The following is a 24,218-nucleotide window of genomic DNA, read 5'->3' on the forward strand; positions in this document are numbered from 1 at the left end:
AAAGGCTAATCAAGCTCGGAGATAGCTGGTTCTCCTCGAAAGCTATTTAGGTAGCGCCTCGTGTCTCACTCTTGGGGGTAGAGCACTGTTTCGGCTAGGGGGCCATCCCGGCTTACCAAACCGATGCAAACTCCGAATACCGAGAAGTGCAATCACGGGAGACAGACGGCGGGTGCTAACGTCCGTCGTCAAAAGGGCAACAACCCAGACCGCCAGCTAAGGTCCCTAAATCATGGCTCAGTGGGAAACGATGTGGGAAGGCCCAGACAGCCAGGAGGTTGGCTTAGAAGCAGCCACCCTTTAAAGAAAGCGTAATAGCTCACTGGTCAAGTCGGCCTGCGCGGAAGATGTAACGGGGCTTAAGCCATGTACCGAAGCTGCGGATGCCTGTAAAGGCATGGTAGGGGAGCGTTCCGTAAGCCTGCGAAGGTGGATTGTAAAGTCTGCTGGAGGTATCGGAAGTGCGAATGCTGACATAAGTAACGACAACGGGGGTGAGAAACCCCCGCGCCGAAAGCCCAAGGTTTCCTGCGCAACGTTAATCGGCGCAGGGTGAGTCGGCCCCTAAGGCGAGGCTGAAAAGCGTAGTCGATGGGAAGCAGGTTAATATTCCTGCACCGTGCATGACTGCGATGGGGGGACGGAGAAGGCTAGGTCAGCCGGCTGATGGTTGCCGGTTTAAGCATGTAGGCAGTCACCTTAGGCAAATCCGGGGTGGCAATGCTGAGATGTGATGACGAGCCCCCACGGGGGCGAAGTGATTGATGCCCTGCTTCCAGGAAAAGCCTCTAAGCTTCAGGTCATGTGTGACCGTACCCCAAACCGACACAGGTGGGCAGGGTGAGAATCCCCAGGCGCTTGAGAGAACTCTGGTGAAGGAACTAGGCAAAATAGTACCGTAACTTCGGGAGAAGGTACGCCCCTGGTAGGTGAGGCTCCTTGCGGGCTGAGCTGACGGGGGTTGCAGTGACCAGGCCGCTGCGACTGTTTATTAAAAACACAGCACTCTGCAAACTCGCAAGAGGACGTATAGGGTGTGACGCCTGCCCGGTGCCGGAAGGTTAAGTGATGGGGTCAGCCGCAAGGTGAAGCTCTTGATCGAAGCCCCGGTAAACGGCGGCCGTAACTATAACGGTCCTAAGGTAGCGAAATTCCTTGTCGGGTAAGTTCCGACCTGCACGAATGGCGTAACGATGGCGGCACTGTCTCCACCAGAGACTCAGTGAAATTGAAATCTCGGTCAAGATGCCGAGTACCCGCGGCTAGACGGAAAGACCCCGTGAACCTTTACTATAGCTTTGCACTGGACTTTGAACCTACTTGTGTAGGATAGGTGGGAGGCTGTGAAGCGGCGACGCCAGTTGTCGTGGAGCCATCCTTGAAATACCACCCTGGTATGTTCGGAGTTCTAACCTCGACCCGTGATCCGGGTCAGGGACAGTGCATGGTGGGTAGTTTGACTGGGGCGGTCTCCTCCTAAAGTGTAACGGAGGAGCACGAAGGTACCCTCAGCGCGGTCGGAAATCGCGCGATGAGTGCAAAGGCATAAGGGTGCTTGACTGCGAGACAGACAAGTCGAGCAGGTACGAAAGTAGGTCTTAGTGATCCGGTGGTTCTGTATGGAAGGGCCATCGCTCAACGGATAAAAGGTACTCCGGGGATAACAGGCTGATACCGCCCAAGAGTTCATATCGACGGCGGTGTTTGGCACCTCGATGTCGGCTCATCACATCCTGGGGCTGAAGTCGGTCCCAAGGGTATGGCTGTTCGCCATTTAAAGTGGTACGCGAGCTGGGTTTAGAACGTCGTGAGACAGTTCGGTCCCTATCTGCCGTGGGCGTTGGAGACTTGAGGGAAGCTGCTCCTAGTACGAGAGGACCGGAGTGGACGTACCCCTGGTGTTCCGGTTGTCACGCCAGTGGCATTGCCGGGTAGCTATGTACGGACGGGATAACCGCTGAAAGCATCTAAGCGGGAAGCCCCTCCCAAGATGAGGTCTCCCTGGACCCTTGAGGTCCCTGAAGGTCCGTCGAAGACCACGACGTTGATAGGCGGGGTGTGGAAGCGCGGTAACGCGTGGAGCTAACCCGTACTAATTGACCGTGCGGCTTGACCATATAACACCCAAGTGCTTTGGGTGACAGCGCAACGCGCCATTTACGATCACACGAAATTGGGTCATGCCGCCGGCGGCGGGGTGACTGACGTTTTTCCTGGCGGCCATAGAGCACTGGAACCACCTGATCCCATCCCGAACTCAGAAGTGAAACGGTGTATCGCCGATGATAGTGTGGGGTCTCCCCATGCGAAAGTAGGTCACCGCTAGGGCCTTTTCCTGACAACCCCCGCGCCTCACGGCCCGGGGGTTTTCTTTTGGCGGCGCCGCAGCGCGCGCGGTTGCACGGGTTGCAAGGGCGGCGGTTCACCAATACCTTAGACCAGTCGATCGGGGAATGCTGGTCGCGTTACCTACACTTTTATGTTACATGCCGACCCGCTATCCTCCTCATGACCTCAGCTCTCGACGTTGCTCATCTCGTCAAGACCTATAAGGGCGGGCTACAGGCCCTGAACGGCGTTGACTTGACGGTTGCGGAGGGCGATTTTTTCGCGCTCTTGGGTCCTAATGGCGCGGGCAAGTCGACCTTGATCGGCATCATTGCCTCGCTGGTGAACAAGACGACCGGTACCGTGCGGGTTTTCGATCATGACCTGGACCTTGACCCGGAAGGCGTGAAGGCCTGCATCGGGCTGGTTCCCCAGGAGTTTAACTTCAATCTGTTCCTGCCGGCGGTTGAGGTGGTCGTGAATCAGGCCGGCTATTACGGAATCCCCCGGCACGAGGCGCGGGTGCGGGCCGAGCGCTATCTGCGGGAACTGGACCTTTGGGATCGCCGCGACACCGAGATGCGCCGCCTCTCGGGCGGCATGAAGCGGCGGCTGATGATCGCCCGTGCCCTCGTTCACGAGCCGCGCCTGCTGATCCTGGACGAGCCGACCGCCGGGGTCGATATCGAGATCCGCCGCTCCATGTGGGCCTTCCTGAAGGACTTGAATGCCCAAGGTACGACCATCATTCTCACTACCCATTACCTGGAAGAGGCGGAGAGCCTGTGCCGCACGATCGCCATCATCAATCACGGCGAAATCACTGAACGCTCCACCATCGCGGCCCTGCTCGCGCGCTTGCGCACCGAGACCTTTGTGCTCAACCTGAAGGGGCGGGTGGCGGAATTGCCGCAATTGGGCGGATTCGTGCTCAACCATGTAGATGACTGCACCCTGGAGGTTGAGATGGACCGCGAACACACCATCAATGGTCTGTTCGATGCGCTGTCGCGCAACGGCATTGAGGTCATCAGCCTGCGCAACAAGCAAAATCGCCTGGAGCGGCTGTTTCTGGACATGGTGGGGCGCGCGCGGACGGAGCGGGGGTTACTGCCGTGAGGCGGGATGCGCGGGCCTGGCGGCGCTATTGGGTGACCTTTGAGACCATCGTCTCCAAGGAGATTCTCCGCTTTACGCGGATCTGGGTGCAGACGGTCTTGCCCTCGGTGATCACCACGACCCTCTACTTCGTGATCTTCGGTCAACTCATCGGTGGCCGGATCGGCCCCATGGACGGCTTGGCATACCTCGATTTCATCGTTCCGGGGCTGGTGTTGATGGCAGTGATCACCAATTCCTATTCCAATGTCGTGTCCTCCTTTTACAGCAGCAAGTTTTCCCGCTACGTGGAGGAACTGCTGGTCTCGCCGGCACCGAACTGGGTGATCCTGGCCGGTTACGTGGCCGGTGGTGTGGTGCGCGGTCTCACCGTGGGGGCGGTGGTGATGTTGGTTGCCGCACTGTTTACGCAGGTCCAGGTCTACAGTCCGGCCATTACAGTTCTGGTGCTGCTCATGACCGCGGTCCTGTTCGCCCTGGGCGGTTTCATCAATGCGGTTTTCGCCAACAGCTTCGATGATATCTCGATCATCCCCACCTTTGTCCTGACGCCCCTGACTTACCTGGGCGGTGTCTTCTACTCAATCGACTTGCTGCCGCAGTTTTGGCAGGGTATGTCATTGGCGAATCCGGTCCTGTATATGGTCAATGGTTTCCGCTACGGTCTTCATGGGGTCAGTGACATCCCTCTCGGAGTGGCTTTTGGGATTATCCTCGCGTTCATCCTGTTCTTCGCCCTGTTTGCCCTGGAGTTGCTGCGTCGCGGGGTGGGCGTCAAGTCCTGATGAGGCCAGGCCCGGCCCGGCGAAGTGGCCGGCGCTTGTAACCGTCTACTGCACATGGGACTATAAGCAGATGAAGCCTTCAGGAAATGCGCCGACCCGTTGCGGTCCGCCCGGGAACCCTGTTATGACCGCCGGGCGGCCCACGTGGCGCCGGTGCCGTGATCGGACTGGAACCTATCCGTGACGATGCCCAACACTTATTCTTCCGATCATTCCGGGCGCCATCCGCCCCCGCGTCCGCGCCGCCGCATCAGCGGATTTCTGCTGCGGTGGGCCTTGCTGGTCGGCGTCGCCGTCGGCCTGGCGGGTGCCCTCTACGGTGTCCATCTCGACCGGGTGGTGCGCGCGAAATTCGAGGGCAAACGCTGGGCCTTGCCGGCCCGGGTGTTCGCGCGCCCGCTGGAGATCTACGTCGATCGGCCCTTGACACCCGAGCAGCTGGACGCTGAACTCGCGCGGCTGAATTATCGGCAGGTGACCGACCCGACGGCCGATGGGACCTACAGCCGGGACGGCGGGCGCTTCGTGGTGCACACCCGCAGTTTTCGTTTTTGGGACGGCGAGGAGCCGGGACGCTTGCTGGAACTGGATCTTAAGGATGCCAAGGTGGCGGCCCTGCGTGATGCAGGCGACGGGTCCGCGCCGGCCCTGGTGCGACTCGAGGCTGCGCTGATCGCGAGCATTTACCCGACCCACAACGAGGACCGGGTGTTGGTGAAGCGCAAGGACCTGCCGGACCTGCTGGTAAGAACCCTGCTGGCCGTCGAGGATCGGAGCTTCTTCAGCCACAGCGGGATCGATCCGCGCGGAATCATCCGTGCCGGCTATCACAACCTCCGTGCCGGTAGTGTCGTGGAGGGCGCCAGTACCCTGACCCAGCAACTGGTCAAGAACTTCTATCTGACTGCCGATCGCACGATGACGCGCAAGCTCAACGAGGCCTATATGGCCCTGCTGCTGGAGTGGCGTTACAACAAGGACGACATCCTGGAGGCCTACGCCAACGAAATCTACTTGGGCCAGGACGGTAGCCGCGGCATCCACGGATTTGGCCTTGCGAGCAGCTTCTTCTTTAACCGCGACCTCGACGAGCTGGGCATTGCGGAGGCCGCGCTGCTGGTCGGTCTGGTGCAGGCCCCCTCCAGTCTGGATCCACGGCGGTTTGCGGAGGCGGCGCTGAAGCGGCGCAACCTGGTGATCGACGTGATGGTGCGCGACGGGGTCATCGGCGCCGCCGACGGTGACCTGGCCAAGTCCGCGCCGCTCGGGCTGCGCGACGGGGGCGGGCGGCCGACCGGCGAGTACCCCGACTATATCCAACTGGTGCGCCGCCAACTGCAACGTGACTATCGCGACGAGGACCTGCGCTCCGAGGGTCTGCGCGTCTTCACCACGCTCGACCCGCTGATTCAGTCTGCGGTGGAGGCCGCGCTGCCGAAACGGCTGCGCGAATTGGAGAAGTCACACGGGATGCGCGTCGGCACCCTGGAGACCGCGGCGGTCGTCACCTCGGTCACCAACGGTGAGGTGCTGGCCCTGGCGGGCGGGCGCCAGGCGGGCTACGCGGGGTTCAATCGCGCCCTGGACACCGTACGCTCGATCGGCTCCCTGGTGAAGCCGGCGGTCTATCTGGCGGCCCTGTCCAATCCCAAGCGCTATACGCTGACGACCAACATCCCGGATCAGCCTTACAGTTTGCGGATCGGGGGTGATCTCTGGTCGCCTCAGAACTACGATCACTCGGTCCACGGCTCCGTGCCGCTGTATCAGGCCCTTGCGCATTCCTGGAATTTGGCGACCGTCAATCTGGGGATGAGTATCGGGGTCAAGGAGGTGGCCGAAACACTCTATCGCCTGGGTGCCCAACGGCGGATTGTCGCGGTACCGGCCATGATGTTGGGGTCCGTCTCCCTGTCACCCTTGGAGGTGGCCCAGATCTACCAGACGATTGGCGCGGGCGGTTACCGCGCCCCCCTGCGCGCGATCCGCGAGGTGATGGACGTGAACGGTCGCCCGCTCAACCGCTATCCCCTGGCGGTGGAGGCGGTGGTCGACCCGCGGGCGGCCTATCTGACCGGCTGGGCGATGCAGCAGGTGGTCCGCCAGGGAACCGCCAAGTGGCTCGGCAATCGCCTGCCCAGCGGCCTGACCATGGCCGGCAAGACCGGTACGACCGACGACGGGCGCGACAGTTGGTTTGCCGGTTTCAGCGGCGATAAGGTCGCCGTCGTGTGGATGGGGCGTGATGACTACAAGCCCACGGGGTTTGCCGGCGGTACCGGGGCGCTGCGCGTCTGGGCCGAGTTCATGCTGGCGATCCCGAACGAGCCACTCACGCAGTCGCCCCCGGAGGGCGTCGTGCTGTCGGGTGCCTGCGGCCAATCCGGCATACCCTATATCGTGGGTAGTGGGCCGGCGGGCGGCGGGTGTGCGGACAAGGCGGACACCCGGTCCGCCGCGAAACGCTCGGATGCGCCCAAAGGCCGTGCCGATGAGCCGCCGCAAGCGCCCGCGGCGGCCCGTCCCGCGGCGGTCCCCGCGCCGACCTCCGCTCCCAAGCCGAAGCCGCAGCCGCAGCCGAAGCCGCAGCCACCGACTGAAAATCTCTTCTTGAGCAATTCGTAGCCGATGTTCAACGCCCCTCGAATCCTTGTCTGCATCTGTCTCCCGGTCTGCGGATTGGCGGCCTGCGCGATGGGCCCGCGCGAAGGCCCGCCGGCGCCGGTGGTGACCCTCTCACCGCGGATGGACTCGCCACCGCCGGCGATGCCGACGCCGGCCGAAGTCGCCCCCGTGGCACCCGTGGTGGTCGCAGCGGTGGCCAAGGCGCCGCCGAAGCCCGCGGCATCCAAGAAGCAGGCGACTGCGGTCTATGCCTACCGCGAGCCGGGGTCTGAGCCGGAACCGGAACCGGAACCGGAACCGGAACCGCCGTCGGCAGTGGCCGCTGCCCCCGCACCGCAGGCGCCGGCGGCCCCGGCCGTCGCCCAAGCGTCGCGGCCGGCGGCCGCCGCTCCCGTCGTCAAGGTCCTGGTGCCGACCCAGCCTGCGGTGAAACCGCCGACGGTCGCGGCAGCGACCGCCAAGTCGGTACCCGTCGCCGCCCCCAAATCGCCCACTGCAGTGACCGCACTGAAGCAGACTGCCGCAGCCGCGCCGCCAAAGGTCGCGGTCCCCGCGGTGCAGGCCGCGCCGCCCAAGGCCGCAGCGCTCCCGCGGCCAGTCCCGGCCGCACCGGCAAGGCCAGCCGTCGCGGTTGCCGCCGCACCACCCCCGGCGCCGCGGGCAGTGGCCGCCGCCGCGCCCCCCCCGGCGGCCCGGCCGCCGGTGAACCCTGCCCCGGCACCGATCAAACCGGCGACCCGGGTCGCGGAGGCGCCGCCGGTCGCGCGGGCACCCGCCGCGCCCGCCGAGCCGGCCACCGGTCTGGCGCCGGCCGCCGACAGTCTGGCGCGGCAGGCCGAGCAGCAGCGCTCAAGCGGTGACTATGCGGGTGCCGCAGCGACCCTGGAGCGGTCCTTACGGATTGCGCCGCGCGAGGCCTATCTGTGGAATCGACTGGCGCGGGTGCGGATGGAGCAGGGGCTGTCCGCCCAGGCGGGCCAACTCGCTGCCCGTTCAAACGACTATGCCGGCGGGCAGGCTACGGTCAAGAAGGATAACTGGCGCATCATCGCCGAGGCGAAACGGCGCACCGGCGACGCCGTCGGTGCCGGTGAGGCGGAGCAACGGGCCGGGGGCGACTAAGCCCCTGCGGTTGTACTGCGCCGACTCAGGTTCAGACGCAAGTGACCACCCTCGCCCAGGTCTTCGGTTCCGCTGGGTTGCTGACGCAGCGACTCGCGGGCTTCAGTCACCGCGCCTCCCAGCAGGCCATGGCGCAGGCCATCGCGCGGGCGATCGAGTCGCGTGAAACCTTGGTCTGTGAGGCCGGAACCGGTACCGGCAAGACCTTTGCCTACCTGGTCCCGGCCATCTTGTCCGGACGCAAGGTGTTGATCTCCACCGGGACGCGCAACCTGCAGGATCAGCTCTTTCACCGGGACCTGCCGCAGGTGCGCGACGCGCTGGGGGTCCCAGTGCGCGCCGCGCTGCTCAAGGGGCGCGCAAATTATCTCTGTCGCCATCGTCTTGCCCTGGCGCTGGAGGACCCCGCCCGCCATGATCCGCAACTGCGTGCCCAGTTGCGTCAGGTCCAGGACTGGTCCAAGACCACCAGGCGCGGGGATGTCGCGGAACTGGCGCTGCCTGAGGATGCCCAGGTGTGGCCCGCGGTAACCTCGACCAGTGACAACTGCCTGGGCCAGACCTGTGGGCAGTGGCAGGACTGCCACCTGGCCGCGGCGCGTCGGGAGGCCCAGGCGGCGGACCTGGTAGTGGTGAATCACCACCTGTTCTGCGCCGATCTCGCGCTCAAAGACGAAGGATTCGGGGAGATCCTGCCAGGCGCGGACTGCTTCATCCTGGACGAGGCGCACCAACTCCCGGAGGTCGCCGCCGGCTTTTTCGGCGTGCTGGTCAGCGCTCGTCAAGTGCTCGATCTGGCGCGGGACACGGAGCTTGAGTATCGCCATGAGGCCGGCGACGCACCCGAATTGCCCGAGCGCGCAGCAGGTCTGCGGCGTGCCGCGCAGGATCTCCGGCTGTGCCTGGGTGAGGGCGATCGCCGGGGTCCCTGGCAGGACCTGATCTGCGACCCGGAGCCGGTGCGGGCCCTGGACGCGCTCGTGCGGCGGGTGCAGTCCCTGGCCCAGGGGCTCCAGGCCCTGCAGGGGCGGGGCAAGGGCCTGGATGCCTGCCTGGGCCGCGCGCACGAACTGGCGACGCGCCTGGCGTTGCTCACCGCTCCCGTCGCCGCTGACCAAGTCCGCTGGTTCGAGGTCCAGGGTCGCGGCCTGCGCCTGCATCAGACACCGCTGGAGGTGGCCGCGGTCTTTCGCCAACAGTTCGAGCGGCAGCGTTGCGCCTGGGTGTTCACCTCGGCGACGCTCGCGGTCGGCGACAGTTTCGCGCACTTCGCCAGTCAACTCGGTATCGAGGGCGCGACGACCGCCCGCTGGGACAGCCCCTTCGACTATGCCCGCCAGGCCCTCTGGTTCGTGCCGCGGGGGTTGCCGGAGCCCGCCGACCCAGGCTACAACGCCGCGGTGCTCGACTTGGCGTGTGAACTGGTCGGTTACAGCCAGGGGCGCGCCTTCCTGCTCTTCACCAGTCATCGGGCGCTGCGCGAGGTGGCGGACGGCTTGGCGGGGCGCATCCCCTTCCCGATCCTGGTGCAGGGCAGCGCCCCCCGGGGCGAACTCCTGCGCCGGTTCCGTGACCTGGGCAATGCGGTCCTGCTCGGCACCGCGAGTTTTTGGGAAGGGGTGGATGTTCCCGGTGAGGCCCTGTCGTGTGTCATCATCGACCGCTTGCCCTTCGCCTCGCCGGGCGATCCGGTCCTGGCGGCGCGCATCGAGGCGTTGCGGCGCCGGGGCGGCAATCCCTTTGCTGAATTTCAGTTGCCGCAGGCGGTGATCGCGCTCAAACAGGGGGCAGGGCGCCTGATCCGGGGAGGCAGCGACCGTGGGGTTCTGGTGGTCTGCGACCCCCGGCTGCTGCGGCGCTCCTATGGACATACCTTCCTGGCCAGTCTGCCGCCGATGGCGCGCACCCGGGAGCGCGAACGGGTGCGCGCCTTTTTCGGGGTGGCGTCGGCGCCGCCGCCGGGCCCGACGGCGGCTGCCGACCAATGAACGCCAGCCGTCATCCGGCCGTCGGCAGCGAGCGGAGGTCCCGCGAGTTCGCCTCTCCGGCCTTCGAGGCATGGCTGGGGCGGCTCTGCACCCAGGGACTTTGTCCGATCCTGGTCGGGCTGATACTCAAGCTGGAGCGGCTGGCGCGGGTCCCGCTGGGCGGGCCGCGGCGGGTCGAGATTCTGCGTGCCGTGATGACCATGATCCGTGACATTGCCGATGATCTGCCGACGCCAGCGGCGGCGCGCCGGGGCGCGCAGGGGCCGGCCGCAGCACCCCTGCCGCTCGTGCAGCGCCTGTGGGCTCTTACCTTCAAGAACCTCAAGCGGGCACTGCACGATCTGGATCGCGGCGGCGGGGGCCTCGGGGACCACGATCAGGAGCGTGCCTGGGTGGTCGGGGAGATGTACCTCTGCCTGGGTCGCCAGATCGAGCTGGGTGCCCGCTGGGGCCAGACCTGGCCCCGGCACACCTGGCAGGAACTTCACGATCTGTTTTCTTATTCCACCAATCGGATGGATATGGGCCGCGGCGGTGCGGACGAGGCGGTGAGTCGGGGGCCGACCGGGTCGCAGAGCGTGGCCGCCGCCGCCGAGGATCCGCAGACCATGTACAAGCGGCTCCTCATGATCGGTCTCTGTGCCGAACAGGGCGCTCACGCCTTGCTCGTCCCGACCGCGGAAGGGTCGTTCTCGACCTGGGTGCAGGTAGCTGAACTCCACGATCCGGTAGGCTACTGCGGAGTGCTGGGTACCTACCTCGTGGAGGCCTCAAGTGATGCACCGGCGCGCCTGGTCCCGGGGGCCTTGGGGCCGGTCAGCCGGGCCAAGGTGCTGCGCCTGCCTCCCGGGTTCCTGGCCGCGCTCGCTGCCGCCCGGGCGGGGCCTCATCCCCGCGGTGCCGGCTGAATCCGGGCGGGGTGCTCAACCCGTCGAACGCGATGACGTTTTCTTGGTCGAGCGGCCACCGCTCGGGGGTCGGGATGTCCAAAGTGCTCAATAGTACGCAGGTTTAGTCGGCCCGTTTCGGCTAGCATTTGGCCTATCAGAATAATGAAGGCCAGACGCGTTATGGACGGCAGCATCGGGTATTTGCCCGCGTTGGGCGTCGCCGCGCGCGCCGACTCCCCGTCGGCGGCGTCGGCTGCGTGCAATCTCACCTGGCAGTGCTTTCACGCGGACCTTGCGGTCGTGCGCGATTGGCTCGGCTCCTTGCGTGCGGCGGGTGTGCGTCAGGCAGGCCCGGCCCTGCTCCTGGCGCTCGCGGGTCTGCGCCGGGCGACACTGTCACCCTTCCGACGCCTGTCGATTCTGCGCCTGCTGAAAGGGCCGGTGCTCAAGACCTGCGCGGGACTGCCCAAGTCCTGGTCAGGGCCGGGGCAGCCCCCGGACGCCGGCGCCGACGGTGCCTGCCCGCGTGGGGTGAAGCTGGAACAGCGGCTGTACCGGCTGATGTTCCAGAATCTTCATCAGGCACTCATCCAACTCGATCGCGGCCCCCCGGCCCAGGAGGAACGCCAGGTGCGGCGGCGCGACTGGGCCCTGCACAACCTGTTCCGATTCTGCGCCCGGCAGCTGCGTTATGCGGCGCTGTGGGGTTGTCCGGTGCCGGTCGATACATGGCGGGATCTGCACGATCTCTATGTCTATCTGATGGTTCGGCGGGTCACCGGGCCCGCGCCCGGACGGCCCCGGCGGCGCGCGCCGCCGGCTGTCGATGCCACGTTCGAGTACAAACAGTTGCTCCTGTTCGGTCTGGCCGAGCAGCGTGCCGGGCGTGCCGTGCGCAGCAGCGCGGTACTGGCGGGGCTGGGTCGCTGGGCCGGGGCAACGCTGCTGGAGGACCCCCACGGGGGACTGCACGGGGAAACGGGACTCTATGTCGTCGACATCGGGCAGGACCAGCCGCCGCGGCGGCACCCCAATCCCCTGGACGCGGGGTTGCGGGGTTGGGTACTGCTGCCGCCTGCTGAGTTTTTTGAGCAATTGGAGCAGGCGAAACTAGGAATGGTTCACTGATACGAGTCCATTAGGTAATGCTTGTCGCACCGTTGTCGTTGTCGTAATCGAGGTTGTCGTAGCGCCCCGGATTCTCTCGCACGCCAAATTGTATCGCTTCTCCGATTACGACAACGACAACGACAACGACCGCGACAGTGAACCGTTCCTTATGTGCGGTTCGCCCCCGCGTTCCTGCTGCGGCCGCTCCCGCGGGGACGATAACCGTCCGGGATGAGGATGGTGGGGGAGCGCTGACTGCGGTCTTTGTCGGGAAAGTCGGTGGTGTAATGCAGGCCCCGGCTCTCGCGGCGGCGCAAGGCCGAGGTGATGATGAGATCGGCCACATCGAGGAGGTTGCGCAACTCGATCAGGTCATTGCTGACCCGGAAGTTGCTGTAGTATTCGATCACCTCCTGGCGCAGCAGGTCCGCCCGCCGCTTGGCCCGCTGGAGGCGCTTGTTGGTGCGCACGATCCCCACGTAGTCCCACATGAAGCGGCGCAATTCCTCCCAGTTGTGGGTGACGACCACCTCCTCGTCGGGCTCGGTCACGCGACTCTCGTCCCACGGCGGGGCCGCCGGCGGCGCGGGGCGCTTGTTCATCTGGTGTTCGATGTCCTGCGCCGCCGACTCTGAATAGACCAGGCACTCCAGGAGCGAGTTGCTGGCCATCCGGTTGGCCCCGTGCAAACCGGTGTAGGCGGTCTCACCGCTGGCATAGAGCCCGGGCAGATCGGTGCGGGCCTGGTGATCCACCATGACGCCGCCACAGGTATAGTGCGAGGCCGGGACCACCGGGATGGGCTCGCGCGTGATATCGATGCCGAGTTCCAGGCAGCGGGCGTAGATGGTCGGGAAGTGACCGATGACGAAATCCGCCGGGCGATGGGAGATGTCCAAGTAGACGCAGGCGCTGCCCAGGCGTTTCATCTCGTGGTCGATGGCGCGTGCCACGATGTCGCGCGGGGCCAGTTCCGCCCGCGCGTCGAAGCGCGGCATGAAGCGTTCTCCATCCGGCAGGAGCAGTTGCGCCCCTTCGCCGCGCAGGGCCTCGGAGATCAGGTAGGAACGCGCTTGCGGGTGATAGAGACAGGTCGGGTGGAACTGCATGAACTCCATGTTCGCCACCCGGCAGCCGGCCCGCCAGGCCATCGCGATGCCGTCCCCCGTCGACACGTCCGGGTTGCTGGTATAGAGATAGACCTTGTTGGCCCCGCCGGTGGCAAGCACCACGAAGCGTGCCAGGAAGGTCTCCACCAGGCCGGTGGCGAGGTCCAGGATATAGGCGCCTTCGCAACGCGGGGTGTCGGCCCGGCCCAGGTGTCTGGAGGTGATCAGGTCCACTGCGATGTGCTGTTCAAAGAGGCCCACCCCAGGGCGCTCGCGCACCCGCGACTCCAGGGTCTGGGCGACCGCCGCGCCGGTGGCGTCGGCCGCATGGACGACGCGCCGGTGGCTGTGACCGCCCTCGCGCGTGAGGTGATAGCCGCCGGCCGAGCTGTACTCCTCGCCGCGGGTGAAGGCTACCCCCTGGTCGAGCAACCAGCGGATGTTGTGAGGGCCGCGCTCCACCACCTGCCGCACCACCCGCGGGTCGCACAGGCCGGCCCCGGCCCGCAGGGTATCCTCGACGTGGGAGGCGAGCGAGTCCTGGGCGTCGAATACCGCGGAGATTCCGCCCTGGGCGTAGCGGGTGCTGCCCTCGTCCAGGGCCCGTTTGGAGACCAGGGCCACGGAGAGGTCCGGGCGCAGTCGCAAGGCCAGACTGAGGCCCGCGGCGCCGCTGCCCAGAATCAGTACATCATGACGGTGGACGGTCTCGTTCATAGCTGGGCTCGTTGGCGGATCGGCCGAAGGCACGGACATGGGTGGGCGGACCAGGGGCGGTCCGACGGTCCCCTACACTCACTCATTTCATGGCCTGGATCAAGGCTTCGCGCTTTTTTTTGGGCGCGCGCGGCCGCATTTTGGGAGGATCAGCGAACTTACCCAGCGAGGAACTGTCCATGCCATCGCAGCCAGGGCTGGCCCCGGGGCAGACCAGCGTGCCGGTCGGCGCCCGTGTCTGAACGCGGCGTCGATCAGGCCCTGGTGCTGCGTGCCCAGGCCGGAGACAAGCGGGCCTTTGATCTGCTGGTGCTGAAATACCAGCAGAAGGTGGCCAACTTGATCGGCCGCTATGTCCGTGACCAGAGCGAGGTCCTGGACGTGACCCAGGAGGCCTTCATCAAGGCTTATCGCGCGCTCGCGGGTTTTCGCGGTGAGAGTGCCTTCTATACCTGGCTCTACCGGATCGCCGTCAACACGGTAAAGAACCATCTGGTTGCCCAGGGCCGACGCCCGCCGACGGACGACGTGGATGCGCAGACGGCCGAGCAGTTGGAAGGGGGCGGCCGTCTGCGTGAGAGCGCCACCCCCGAGCGGCAGTTGCTGACGGACGAGATCGCGCGCACCGTGCAGCAGGCGCTCGAGGCCCTGCCCGAGGACCTGCGCACCGCCATCGTCCTGCGCGAGCTCGAGGGGATGAGCTACGAGGAGATCGCTGCAACCATGGAATGCCCGATCGGCACCGTGAGGTCCCGGATCTTTCGTGCCCGGGAGGCCATCGACAAGCGGCTGCGTCCACTCCTGGAATCCTGAAACGCAAACCGGGGGTGCCGCCCCGGGACGGCAACCCGAGTCTGACCTGTGTCCTGGCGTGAACCGATGGCATGAACCGATGGCATGAACCCATGAATGTTGCGCAAGAAACCCGGTTGTCCACCCTGATCGATGGCGAGTTGCCCAGCGACCACATTGCCTCGTTCTACGCGGCCCTCGGGCCTGACCCCGGGTTGCGCGCGACCTGGGAGCGTTACCACCTGATCGGACAGGTCCTGCGCGGGGAGCAGGTGAGCCGCGAGGTGCGCGGCGTCGCCGCCGCGGTGCGGGCGCGCACGGACGCCGTGCCGAACGGCCCGCCGCGGCAGGTCGCCGTGGAGCGCCCGCGTGCGTGGCGCACCCTGTTTGCCGGCGCGGCGCTGGCCGCGACCGCCGCCGTCCTCACCCTGTTCGTGGTGCCCGGTCGGTACCGGGAGGCGCCGTCCCCGCGTGCGGCCGCTGACACCGTGGCCGGGGGGGTATCGCGGCACTCACCCGCGGTCCGCCGTTGGGACACGGACCGTAGTGACCTGGAGAGCACCCTGGATCGGTTTCTCGTGAACCATCAGGAGGCCGCGCCCGCTTCCGGTGTGCGGGGAATGCTCCCCTACGCGACGCTTATCGGCTATGCAGCGCCTCGCTAGGGACCGATCACCATGGCGTAGCCGCCGGTGGCCCTGGGTCCTGATCCTGGGTTGGGTCCTGTCCCTGGGGATTGCCGTCGGCACGCGCGGCGCCCGCGCGGACGATGAACCGACCGTCCAGGCCGCCCGGTTGCTGGAGCGGATGACCAGGGCCCTGCGGACCCTGGACTACCAGGGCACCCTGGTCTATCTGATCGACAACCGGCTCGAGACCCTGTACCTGACGCATCGCATCGCGCAGGGCCGCGTCCAGGAACGCTTGGTGTCCCTGAGCGGTCCGGTACGGACCCTGGACCGCGAGCGCGACCGGGTGACCTGTCTGCTGCCGGATGCCCAGCCGCTCTCGGTCGCGCGCCACGCTGCACCCTCCCGGTCGGCGACGGGGCCAATCGACCCCGTTGCCCTGGCCGGCCGCTATCACATTGAGGTCCGGGGCGCGGCGCGGGTGGCCGGGCGCGACGCCTCGGTGTTGATGATCCGCCCCCGCGACCAACTGCGCTACGGTTATCAATTCTATCTGGACCGGGCCACCGGCCTGCCGCTGAAGTCCGATCTGATCAATGCTCAGGGCGAGGCGATCGAGCAACTGCTGTTCACCTCCATCGACCTCGGCAGCGAGACCCCCTCAGCAGCGCCAGCGGCGGCCGCACAAGGGTCCGCGGCACGGTCCGCGGGTGCGCCTGAAACCTTGCCCCAATCCCCACCGGCCCCGACCCGATGGCGCTTCGACGGGCGCCCCCCGGGATTTGAACTCGCCGCGCACGACCTGATGGAGGATGGACAGGGGGCGGCCGTCGAGCACTTCGTCTTTTCGGACCAACTCTCCTCCTATTCGCTCTTCATCGAGCCCGGCGCCGCCGACGGCCTGCGCGGCGGCACCCGCATCGGGGCCGTGCACGCCGCCGGGGGCCTGGTGAACGGCCATCAGGTGACCGCGGTGGGGGAGGTCCCGGCCGCCACCGTGGCCGCCGCGGTGGCGGGGCTTGGGTGGGCGGCGGACGGCGCACCGCCATAAAGCCGGCGCGGCGTTGCGCGTTCCGCCGCGGACCGGGTTTCTCAGGCGCGTGCCGCGGCCTCCGGGCGCAGCCGGTAGCCGATCCCCGGTAAGGTCTCCAGGGCGGGCGCATCCGCACAATCCACGGCCAGTTTCCGGCGCAGCCGATGCATCAGCACGGTCAGGGTGCCGGGGTGCGGGTCCCCGCGGGTCGGCAGCAGGTCCTCCAGCCGTGACCGCGCGACCACCGCGCCCCGGGCCTCGGCCAGCGCCCGCAGCAGTTCGAACTCGCCGCGACTCAAGCACACCTCCGTCCCCAGCGGGCTCCACAGGTGGCGGCCGGACAGATCCAACTGCCAACCGCCGAAACACAAGACCGGCGTCGGCGCCCCGCCGGGCCGCTCGGCCGGGTGCTCCACCAGGCGGGCCAGACGCAGCAGCAACTCCCGCGGGCTGAAGGGCTTGGTCAGCACCTCATCGGCGCCCAGTTCCAGCGCGCCCAGGCGGCTTTCGGCATCGCAGCGCCCGCTGAGCACGACCACGCGCGCCCGCCATTGCGTGCGATAACGGCGCAGCAGCACCAGTCCGTCCTCGTCCGGCAATCCCAGGTCCAGCAGGATCAGGTCGCAGCTATCCGCCTGGCGCAGCAACTCGGCCGCGGACCCGGCGGTACGCACCTGGTAGCCGTGGTCGAGCAGGATATGTTCCAGCAGGTTGCGGAAGGTCGGGTCGTCATCGACCAGCAGGGTGCGTGCGCCGGTGTTCGGCATGGGCCTGGTTCTCGTTGTCATCTGCGTCTCGCATTCGTTGTACACGTTTCGCTGTACGGCCTGTTCGAGCAGGCCCCTCTCCCGGCGTTCGTCAGTGCGCTGTGCGCGCGATCCGCGGTGACCGGCCGCCGCAGTCCCGGGAGACGGCGGGGTGCCCCCGAACGCGCGGCCGCCCTGTTCCGTCTCGACCGCCGGAGCGCCCGGACCGGCACCGCCGGGGAGCGCGGCAAGCATCCATTCAGGTCCTGTTAAGCATACGTTAAGCCTGCGTCTATTTCCCGCCGAGTCACGAATGTTATTATCTGAGGTGGCGGTCGCACCTGGGTTGTGCCAGTGGTCCACCCTAGGTCTGTCCTACGACTTCGGCTTCACCGCTCAGGTGCGTCGATGAAACGTTTCACAGCACTCTTCCGGTCCGGCCCGATCACAGGGGCACATCCGCACGCGGGTCCTGGCCAAGGGCTGAAGCGGTTGCCCGCCGACTCACCGGGATCGACTCACCAGCACAGGGGGCAGCAATGACCAAAGCGAACAAGAGAAATTGGCTGGCGCGCCTGCCGTCGGTGGCAGACCTCGGCGGCGGTGGGGCTTTCCACTGGCCTCCGATGCGGTATTTCTCAATCTTCCTGCTCTTGCTGACGACTACCATCGGCTGGACCTCGGAGGCCCTGGCGACTGCCACCATCAACAAGCAGTTCACGCCCGCGACCATCGACCCGGGCAATATCAGCCGCTTTCGTATTACGGTCGTCAACGCCTCCCTGGTTCCGCTGACCGCCGCCGCGGTGACGGATAACCTGCCGGCGAACATCAAGATCTCCAGCCCGACGAACGCAACCGATACCTGCGGCTTCACCAGTGTCACCGCCACCCCGGGCGCCTCCCAGATCATCCTGAACGGCGGTACCATACCCGCCGGCACGGGTACGGTGGATGGCCTGTGCTACTACGAGCTGGACGTGGTCTCCACCGTCGCCGGCAACTGGATCAATACCATCCCCAAGAACGGGCCGAGCAACGGTTTCACCCCGGGCGGGACGACCAGCGGCTTTCAGGCCACTGAGAATACGGTGGTCATTACCAACACCACTGACGCGGTTGCCACGCTCTCGGTGCGCGGTCTGAGCCCGCCGACCGGGTCCAAGACCTTCGCGCCCTCGCCGGGGCTGGTTGGGGAGCCGGTCACGCTGACCATCGTGTTGACGAATCCGGCCTCCAACGGCACCACGATGCCGCTGACCACTTTCACCGATACACTCCCTGTTGGCATGGTGGTGGCACCGGCGCCCACGTCAAGTGTCGTTTGTACCGGGACGGGGGCTGTGAATGGGGCCTTCTCGCCCAACGCCGGGGATACGTCCCTGATCCTGACCGGCGGCACCATCGGTGGCGCGAGCGGCAGCGGCGGAACCTGCACCCTGTCGGTGAAGGTGGTGGTCAATTCGATTGGCACCAACACCACGCAGACCTTCACCAACTCGCTGGCCGCCGGGGCCATCGGCAATACCCGCGGTCTGACCAGTCCGGTGTTCTCCAGGAACGAAGTCATCAACTCCCCGATCGGGTTGGCCAAGAGCTTTCTCACCACCACGGTCGGGGTGGGCCAGAACAGCGTCATGCGCATTGACATTACCAATGCCAGCACTGCCAATACGCTTACGGTTACTAGTCTCACCGACTCGCTGCCGACCGGCTTAACGGTCGGCAACCTGACGACAAACCCTCCGACGATCGACTGTGTTACCAGCGGCGGCGGCACCAACGGCACCTTCAGCCCGGCCCTGACTCAGGGGGACGCGTCCATTACCATCGTCAACGCCGTGGTCGGCAAGACAGGGGGTACCAGGCGCTGCCGCATCCAGGTCCCGGTGCAAGCCGCTGCGTCCGGCAGTTACGTCAATACCATTGCGGCCAACGCAGTCATTAACCCGGGCAGTCTGGCCAGTCCCGCGGCGACCGCGACGCTGACGGTCAACGGCGCCCTGACCGTCGCCAAGAGCAGCAGCCCGACATCGGTGGCGGCCGGACAGCCGACCACCTTCACCGTCACCATCAACAACTGGTCGGCGACGCCGGTGTCCGGGGTCAATTTCACCGACACCTTGCCGCTGTCGGACACCGGTGGATTCCAGATGGTCCTGGCCAACCCGGTCAACCGGACCGCGAGCGTGGGCTGTAGCGGCGGGACCTGGACTGAAACCCCCGGCGCCTCGTCCCTCACCTGGACGGGAGGGACCATCGCCGGAGGCAACCCCGGAGTCTGCACCATCACCTTCCGCGCCATCCCGCCAATCGATACCACAATCGGAAGGACCTTCAACAACTCGATTCCTGTCAATTCTATTTGCAGCGGATCGATCTGCAATACCAATGCCGTTAGTTCGGGGAACGTGACCGTCATCGCGGGGGCCTCAGTCACCAAGGCGTTTAGCCCCACGTCCGTGGCCCAGGGCCAGACCTCGCAATTGACGGTGACCCTGACCAATGCGACGGCGACGCCCATCACCAATGCCGGGCTGACCGACAACCTGCCGACATCGCCCGGCAATGTCGTCGTTGCGGCGGTCCCGGGTACTAGCACGACCTGCGCCAGCGGTACCGTGACGGCGAGCGCCGGCAGCCAAAGTGTCAGCATTGCTGGTGCCACCATTCCCGCCAGCGGCAGTTGCAACTTCAAGGTCAACGTGACCGGCAGTACGGTCGGCACTCACACCAATACCATTCCGATCGGGGCACTGACCAGTACCGAGGGCGTGTCCAATCCGGCTGTGGCCACGGCGAATCTGGGCATTACCACCGGGCTCACCGGTACCAAGTCGTTCTCCCCGACCTCGGTCGCCGTTAATGGGGTCTCGCGGGTCACGGTCACCGTGACCAACTTTTCATCGGGGCCATTGACCGGCGTGTCCATCACGGACCCCTTGGGCGCGAACTTGCAGGTCGCTTCCCCGGCCAATGCCACCACCACCTGCGCGGGTACGCCGGTCCTGACCGCCACCCCCGGCACGAACAGCGCATCCCTTACCGGTGCGGACATCGGCATCGGCGGTAACTGTCGGTTCCTGTTCGATGTCAAGGCGATCAATAATCCGACGAATTGGCCCAACACGATCCCGGTGGGCAATGTTACCAGCGCAGAGGGACCGGCCAACACGGCTGTCATTAGCGCCACCCTGGGCAAGACCGCCACCAGCATCGCGATAAATAAGTCATTTGACCCGGTGATCGTCACCGGCGGTCAGCCCTCCGTGTTGCGGATCGATATTACCAACCCGATCGGCTCCCCCTCCGGCGCGGATAACGTGAGCTTCACCGATACCTTCCCGACCGGTATCGAGGTCTATGCGGTGCCAAACCCGAGCACTACCTGCACCAATGGCTTGGTCACCGCGGTACCGGGCGCCGGTTCCATCAGCCTGTCCGGTGCCACGCTCGCGGCCAATTCGACCTGCTCGGTCTTTGTGACCACGACCTCGGTGAAGTTCCTGAACCTGATCAACACCATTCCCGTGGCTGCGGTCAGCACGACCCAGGGCTACACCAATAGCCTGGCGACCACCGCGACACTGTCCACCCTCCAGGGATTGGGCGCAGCCAAAAGCTTCACGCCCACCAGTATCTCGGCGGGGCAGACGGCGACCCTGAAGATCCGCCTGTTCAGCACTCGCGACCCGAGCCAGCCGAACACGACCTTGACTGGCGTGAGCTTTACCGACAGCCTGCCGGCCGGACTGACCGTGGCGCCGACCCCCAATGCCTCTACCGACTGCGGCGGCGGGACTGTGACCGCGGCCGCTAATGCCACCCAGGTGACTCTGGCCGGCGCGACCATCCAACCCAATACCAACTGCCTGGTGCAGGTCGACGTGACGGCGTCGGCGCTTGGCGCCTATACCAATACCATCCCCAAGGACACAGTCACCTCCAACGAGGGCTTCAAGAGTCCGAACGATGCGGTTGCGACCTTGAACGTCCTGAACCCGCCGGTCATCACCAAGGCATTCAGCCCGGCACCGGTCAAGGCGGGTCAGGTCTCCACACTGACGGTCACCATTACCAATGCGAACGCCCAGACCCTGAACGGGGTGGCCCTGACCGACAACCTGCCGTCGGGCCTGTCGGTCGCCAGCGCACCCAATGCCTCGACGACCTGTTCTGGCGGCGCTGTGGCAGCCCTGGTGGCGGGTAGCAGCATTGCGCTGACCAACGCGACGGTGCCGGCCAGCGGGGCTTGCACATTCCAGGCGGATGTGGCGAGTAACGTGCCGGGTGACTACCTGAACACCATTCCGGCCAACGCGCTGGTGACGACGCAAGGGGTCACAAACACAGCACCCGCGACAAATACCCTGACCGTGCTGCAGCCACCCACGGTCGCGAAGTCCTTCAGCCCCACGACCATCGACGTGGGCGCGACCTCCCTCTTGACCCTGACCCTGGGCAACAGCAATGCCAGCGCCATTACCCTGGCCTCGGTCCTGACCGACACCCTGCCCGGCACGCTCAAGGTGGCCAGCCCCAACGGCCTGTCCGGGACCTGTACCCTGGCCAGCGTCACGGCGGCGCCCGGTGGCAACACCATCCAATACGCCAACGGGGCCAGCATCCCGTCCGGCGGCTGCACCATTGCGGTGTTGGTTACCGGCGCCCAGGCCGGCAGCTATCCGAACGTGATCCCCGCCAGCGCGCTCGACACCAGTGCGGGGGCCAACCAGTCTCCGGCAACGGCGACGCTGGACCTCCAGGCGGTGGCAATCGGCAACCGGGTCTGGTTCGACGATGGCGCCGGCGGTGGGACCGCCAACGATGGTATCCAGAACGGCAGCGAGGCGGGAGTCTCCGGCGTCACGGTCCTGCTCTTCGACAACAGTGACACCCAGGTCCGCAGCACCACCACCGACGCCAACGGCTACTACTTCTTCGACAACCTGGCCCCGGGCAGTTATTACGTCAAGATCCCGGCCAGCGCGTTCGGCGCAGGCCAGCCGCTGCAAGGCTATCTCAGCAGCACGGGTGCCGACAGCGGTACGGTCACGGACCTCAATGATAACGGCATCGACAACGCCGCGCCGACCACCAACGGCATTCGCAGCAATACCTTTGCCCTGGCGGTGGGGACCATGCCCACGGGTGAGGACCAGACCGGCTATACGGGCACGCTCTTGGACAACAGTGTCAACGCCACCAACGACTTCGGCTTCGTTGCCGCTAACACCCTGGTCGCCATCGGCAACCGCGTGTGGATCGACAACGGTGCGGGCACTGGCGGGGTGGCGAACGACGGCATCCAGAACGGCGCCGAGGCGGGTGTCTCCGGCGTCAATGTCGTGCTCTTCGACAGTAGCAACGCCCAGGTCGGCACTACCACCACCGATGCCGGTGGCTAGGGTGTTCAATATCTCACCTATATCGCAAATTAAATTCATGCAGTTTTCGTGTTTGACACAAAATCAATGAGAGCACGCCGACGCCGGGCCAGCATCGACGCACCGAGGTGCGTTGTCGCCCACTGCTCGACATCAATAGTACGCACCGATTCCATCGCCTCCTGAATCAACGGAGTCGCCAGGTCGGCGATGAAGGCAGGAATCGCAAGCACCAGCTTACCGATCTCCTTGAGCGGCCCCCTGGTGGTGAAGCATTTGTATTTCCCGAAGACCGATTCGATGATATCGGAGGAGGCCAGCCAGACACTATCAGTCGGGATCTTGGCGGATTCCAATGCGACCTTCGCGAGAGTCTGTTGGGTAAAGGCCGCCGCCCGTGGGGTGAGCGTTGACGGCGGTGGCAGCGTGGCCTGGAGTGATTCTTGGGAGCCCTGCTGAAGACCCGTGGATTTGAGATGCGACTGAATCAGCTTGGATTGCGCCATCATTTGCGCGTAATCCACCAGGTCATCCCGGTAGGACAGTAGCCAGGCAAAGCCGTCAAGGAAGCGGCTGTACCCGGCGTCCGCTTGCTGCCAGAACACATCGTCGAGCGTATCACTCTCGAGGTCTGAGTGTGTCTGCAGTGCCTGGCAAAAAGCCGCCCGGTCGGGATAGCGAATGCCGACGATGGCCCGCAATGGGTGCGCCCGGGCGGCGCCGAACCGCGCGCACAGGTGCTCCCATGCCGGCCACTTCAGGATGTATTGCGCGCGGATCGCGCTGAAGTCGCCGCGATCATGGTAGGCGAGGACGCGTTGTGCCCACCGCACATGGACATCCAGATTCATAAAACGCGCCTTGATGCGCTGCCGAGGCGGCAGCAAGAAGGCGAGATCGGTCTGCTGCAAGGACGACCACGCGCGGCGACAGTGCGCCAGCAAGGACTCCCAGCGCGCATCTCGGCCCATCTCGGCCTTGAGCCGCGTCGCAATAAGATGCGATATATCATAAGTATAGACGCAGGCAGTGGCGTGCTCCTGAAACAAGGCGATGCCCTTGTGCAGGTCGCTGCCGTGGTCGGCAACGATCTGGACTGGTGGACCGGTGCGTTGCGCAACGCGCCTGAGCACTTGTGCGACCCACGCTCCCGTGCTGTGTGTTGTGATCTCCACGGCCAGCACCTGCATGGCGCCGTGACACGGGCTGTAACCGCTCTGGGCCAGTGCACTCACCGGAATACCCAGGATGACGAGGCACTTGGACGCCCCCAAGGCGATCGTATGGTCGGCGACGTAGATCCAATCCGTGCGCCATTGCGGTTGGCGATTGAGAATCGCGAGACCGCAGCGATAGACCCAGTTGAGCACGGTGGTGTGGGCTGGCGCCGCCACCGGGAGTGACGCGCCGAACAGATTCAATACCCGCGCCACCCCGCGGCTGCCGAGCCCCGCGTGCAGATACAGCCGCATGGTTAACTGCATGACCATGACCGAATAGTGATGGCCGACCGGCGGGGACAGCGCAAGGTGTGGTGGCTCATCCGCTGGTTCGTCATCCGCCGGCGCCGCGGCCTCTTCGGCTCCCGTTCGCGCACGCTCCGCCTTTAGCGCACGCGCCTTCCACTGCGCGCGGCTGTGCTCCAGATCCCGAATCTTGACCTCCGCGGCCCGCAGGCGCTGCTGCCGCTCCAACGCTTTCGCCTTCCAGGCATCACGTGATCGCTGGAACAGGTTGGCCAGACGGCTCGCTGGGCTCTTGAATGCATTCATCACGTCGTGCGTGCTCCGGCAAGGCGGTCAGATCACCGCGCCAGTAGACTGATCAAGCGTTCGTCG

The 24,218-nt window shown here is 65.6% G+C and carries 14 protein-coding genes and 2 rRNA genes (1 of these 16 only partly in view); 13 read left to right on the forward strand and 3 right to left on the reverse strand.

Annotation, left to right across the window (positions count from 1 at the left end; translation table 11 throughout):
- The 9 genes from THSYN_RS08315 to THSYN_RS08355 all read left to right on the forward strand — a co-directional run.
- A 23S ribosomal RNA gene (locus tag THSYN_RS08315) occupies positions 1 to 2,117 on the forward strand; it begins 770 nt to the left of the window's first position.
- A gap of 95 nt (positions 2,118 to 2,212) precedes the next feature.
- Positions 2,213 to 2,328: ribosomal RNA gene (rrf, locus tag THSYN_RS08320) — 5S ribosomal RNA — on the forward strand.
- Between the two features lie 180 nt (positions 2,329 to 2,508).
- Entirely contained in the window at positions 2,509 to 3,447 is a 939-nt protein-coding gene (locus THSYN_RS08325) for an ABC transporter ATP-binding protein (protein ID WP_100918718.1), read from the forward strand.
- Between the two features lie 32 nt (positions 3,448 to 3,479).
- Positions 3,480 to 4,232 carry an ABC transporter permease gene (locus THSYN_RS08330; RefSeq protein ID WP_236848826.1) on the forward strand — a complete coding sequence of 251 codons (753 nt, stop codon included), beginning with the start codon at positions 3,480 to 3,482 and terminating at the stop codon, positions 4,230 to 4,232.
- Between the two features lie 186 nt (positions 4,233 to 4,418).
- The gene (gene mrcB, locus THSYN_RS08335) at positions 4,419 to 6,857 is read left to right on the forward strand and encodes a penicillin-binding protein 1B (RefSeq protein WP_100918720.1); all 2,439 of its coding nucleotides are present in this window, start codon (positions 4,419 to 4,421) and stop codon (positions 6,855 to 6,857) included.
- Between the two features lie 69 nt (positions 6,858 to 6,926).
- Positions 6,927 to 7,979, forward strand: a complete 1,053-nt coding sequence (locus THSYN_RS08340) for a hypothetical protein (protein ID WP_236848827.1) — start codon at positions 6,927 to 6,929, stop codon at positions 7,977 to 7,979.
- A 41-nt stretch (positions 7,980 to 8,020) separates the two neighbouring features.
- On the forward strand, positions 8,021 to 9,967 hold the full coding sequence (locus THSYN_RS08345) for an ATP-dependent DNA helicase (protein ID WP_100918722.1): 1,947 nt from the start codon (positions 8,021 to 8,023) through the stop codon (positions 9,965 to 9,967).
- Positions 9,964 to 10,875 carry a hypothetical protein gene (locus THSYN_RS08350; RefSeq protein WP_100918723.1) on the forward strand — a complete coding sequence of 304 codons (912 nt, stop codon included), beginning with the start codon at positions 9,964 to 9,966 and terminating at the stop codon, positions 10,873 to 10,875. Before THSYN_RS08345 ends, THSYN_RS08350 begins: the two co-directional genes overlap by 4 nt.
- Positions 10,876 to 11,037: 162 nt before the next feature.
- The gene (locus THSYN_RS08355; RefSeq protein WP_100918724.1) at positions 11,038 to 11,985 is read left to right on the forward strand and encodes a hypothetical protein; all 948 of its coding nucleotides are present in this window, start codon (positions 11,038 to 11,040) and stop codon (positions 11,983 to 11,985) included.
- A 149-nt stretch (positions 11,986 to 12,134) separates the two neighbouring features.
- Here the strand turns inward: THSYN_RS08355 and nadB are convergent, their stop codons facing one another.
- Positions 12,135 to 13,793: an L-aspartate oxidase gene (gene nadB, locus THSYN_RS08360; protein WP_100918725.1), complete on the reverse strand. Its 1,659-nt coding sequence runs from the start codon at positions 13,791 to 13,793 to the stop codon at positions 12,135 to 12,137.
- Positions 13,794 to 14,027: 234 nt separating this feature from the next.
- On the opposite strand from nadB, the gene rpoE reads away from it, so the two are divergent.
- From rpoE to THSYN_RS08375, 3 genes are all read left to right on the forward strand, one after another.
- On the forward strand, positions 14,028 to 14,606 hold the full coding sequence (rpoE, locus tag THSYN_RS08365; protein ID WP_100918726.1) for an RNA polymerase sigma factor RpoE: 579 nt from the start codon (positions 14,028 to 14,030) through the stop codon (positions 14,604 to 14,606).
- Between the two features lie 92 nt (positions 14,607 to 14,698).
- Positions 14,699 to 15,250 (forward strand): sigma-E factor negative regulatory protein, encoded by a 552-nt coding sequence (locus THSYN_RS08370; RefSeq protein ID WP_157817528.1) that lies wholly within the window; start codon positions 14,699 to 14,701, stop codon positions 15,248 to 15,250.
- On the forward strand, positions 15,234 to 16,265 hold the full coding sequence (locus tag THSYN_RS08375) for a MucB/RseB C-terminal domain-containing protein (protein ID WP_100918728.1): 1,032 nt from the start codon (positions 15,234 to 15,236) through the stop codon (positions 16,263 to 16,265). The genes THSYN_RS08370 and THSYN_RS08375 overlap by 17 nt, the downstream gene beginning before the upstream one ends.
- Positions 16,266 to 16,306: 41 nt before the next feature.
- On the opposite strand, the gene THSYN_RS08380 is transcribed toward THSYN_RS08375, so the two are convergent.
- Positions 16,307 to 17,035 (reverse strand): response regulator transcription factor, encoded by a 729-nt coding sequence (locus THSYN_RS08380; protein WP_216644713.1) that lies wholly within the window; start codon positions 17,033 to 17,035, stop codon positions 16,307 to 16,309.
- Positions 17,036 to 17,532: 497 nt separating this feature from the next.
- On the opposite strand from THSYN_RS08380, the gene THSYN_RS08385 reads away from it, so the two are divergent.
- Positions 17,533 to 22,401: a beta strand repeat-containing protein gene (locus THSYN_RS08385; protein ID WP_100918730.1), complete on the forward strand. Its 4,869-nt coding sequence runs from the start codon at positions 17,533 to 17,535 to the stop codon at positions 22,399 to 22,401.
- A 35-nt stretch (positions 22,402 to 22,436) separates the two neighbouring features.
- Here the strand turns inward: THSYN_RS08385 and THSYN_RS08390 are convergent, their stop codons facing one another.
- A complete protein-coding gene (locus THSYN_RS08390) occupies positions 22,437 to 24,152 on the reverse strand; it encodes a hypothetical protein (protein WP_100918731.1) in 1,716 nt (571 codons plus the stop codon).
- Between the last annotated feature and the right edge of the window lie 66 nt (positions 24,153 to 24,218).

Origin of the sequence: Candidatus Thiodictyon syntrophicum (assembly GCF_002813775.1) — a bacterium.
GTDB lineage: Bacteria > Pseudomonadota > Gammaproteobacteria > Chromatiales > Chromatiaceae > Thiodictyon > Thiodictyon syntrophicum.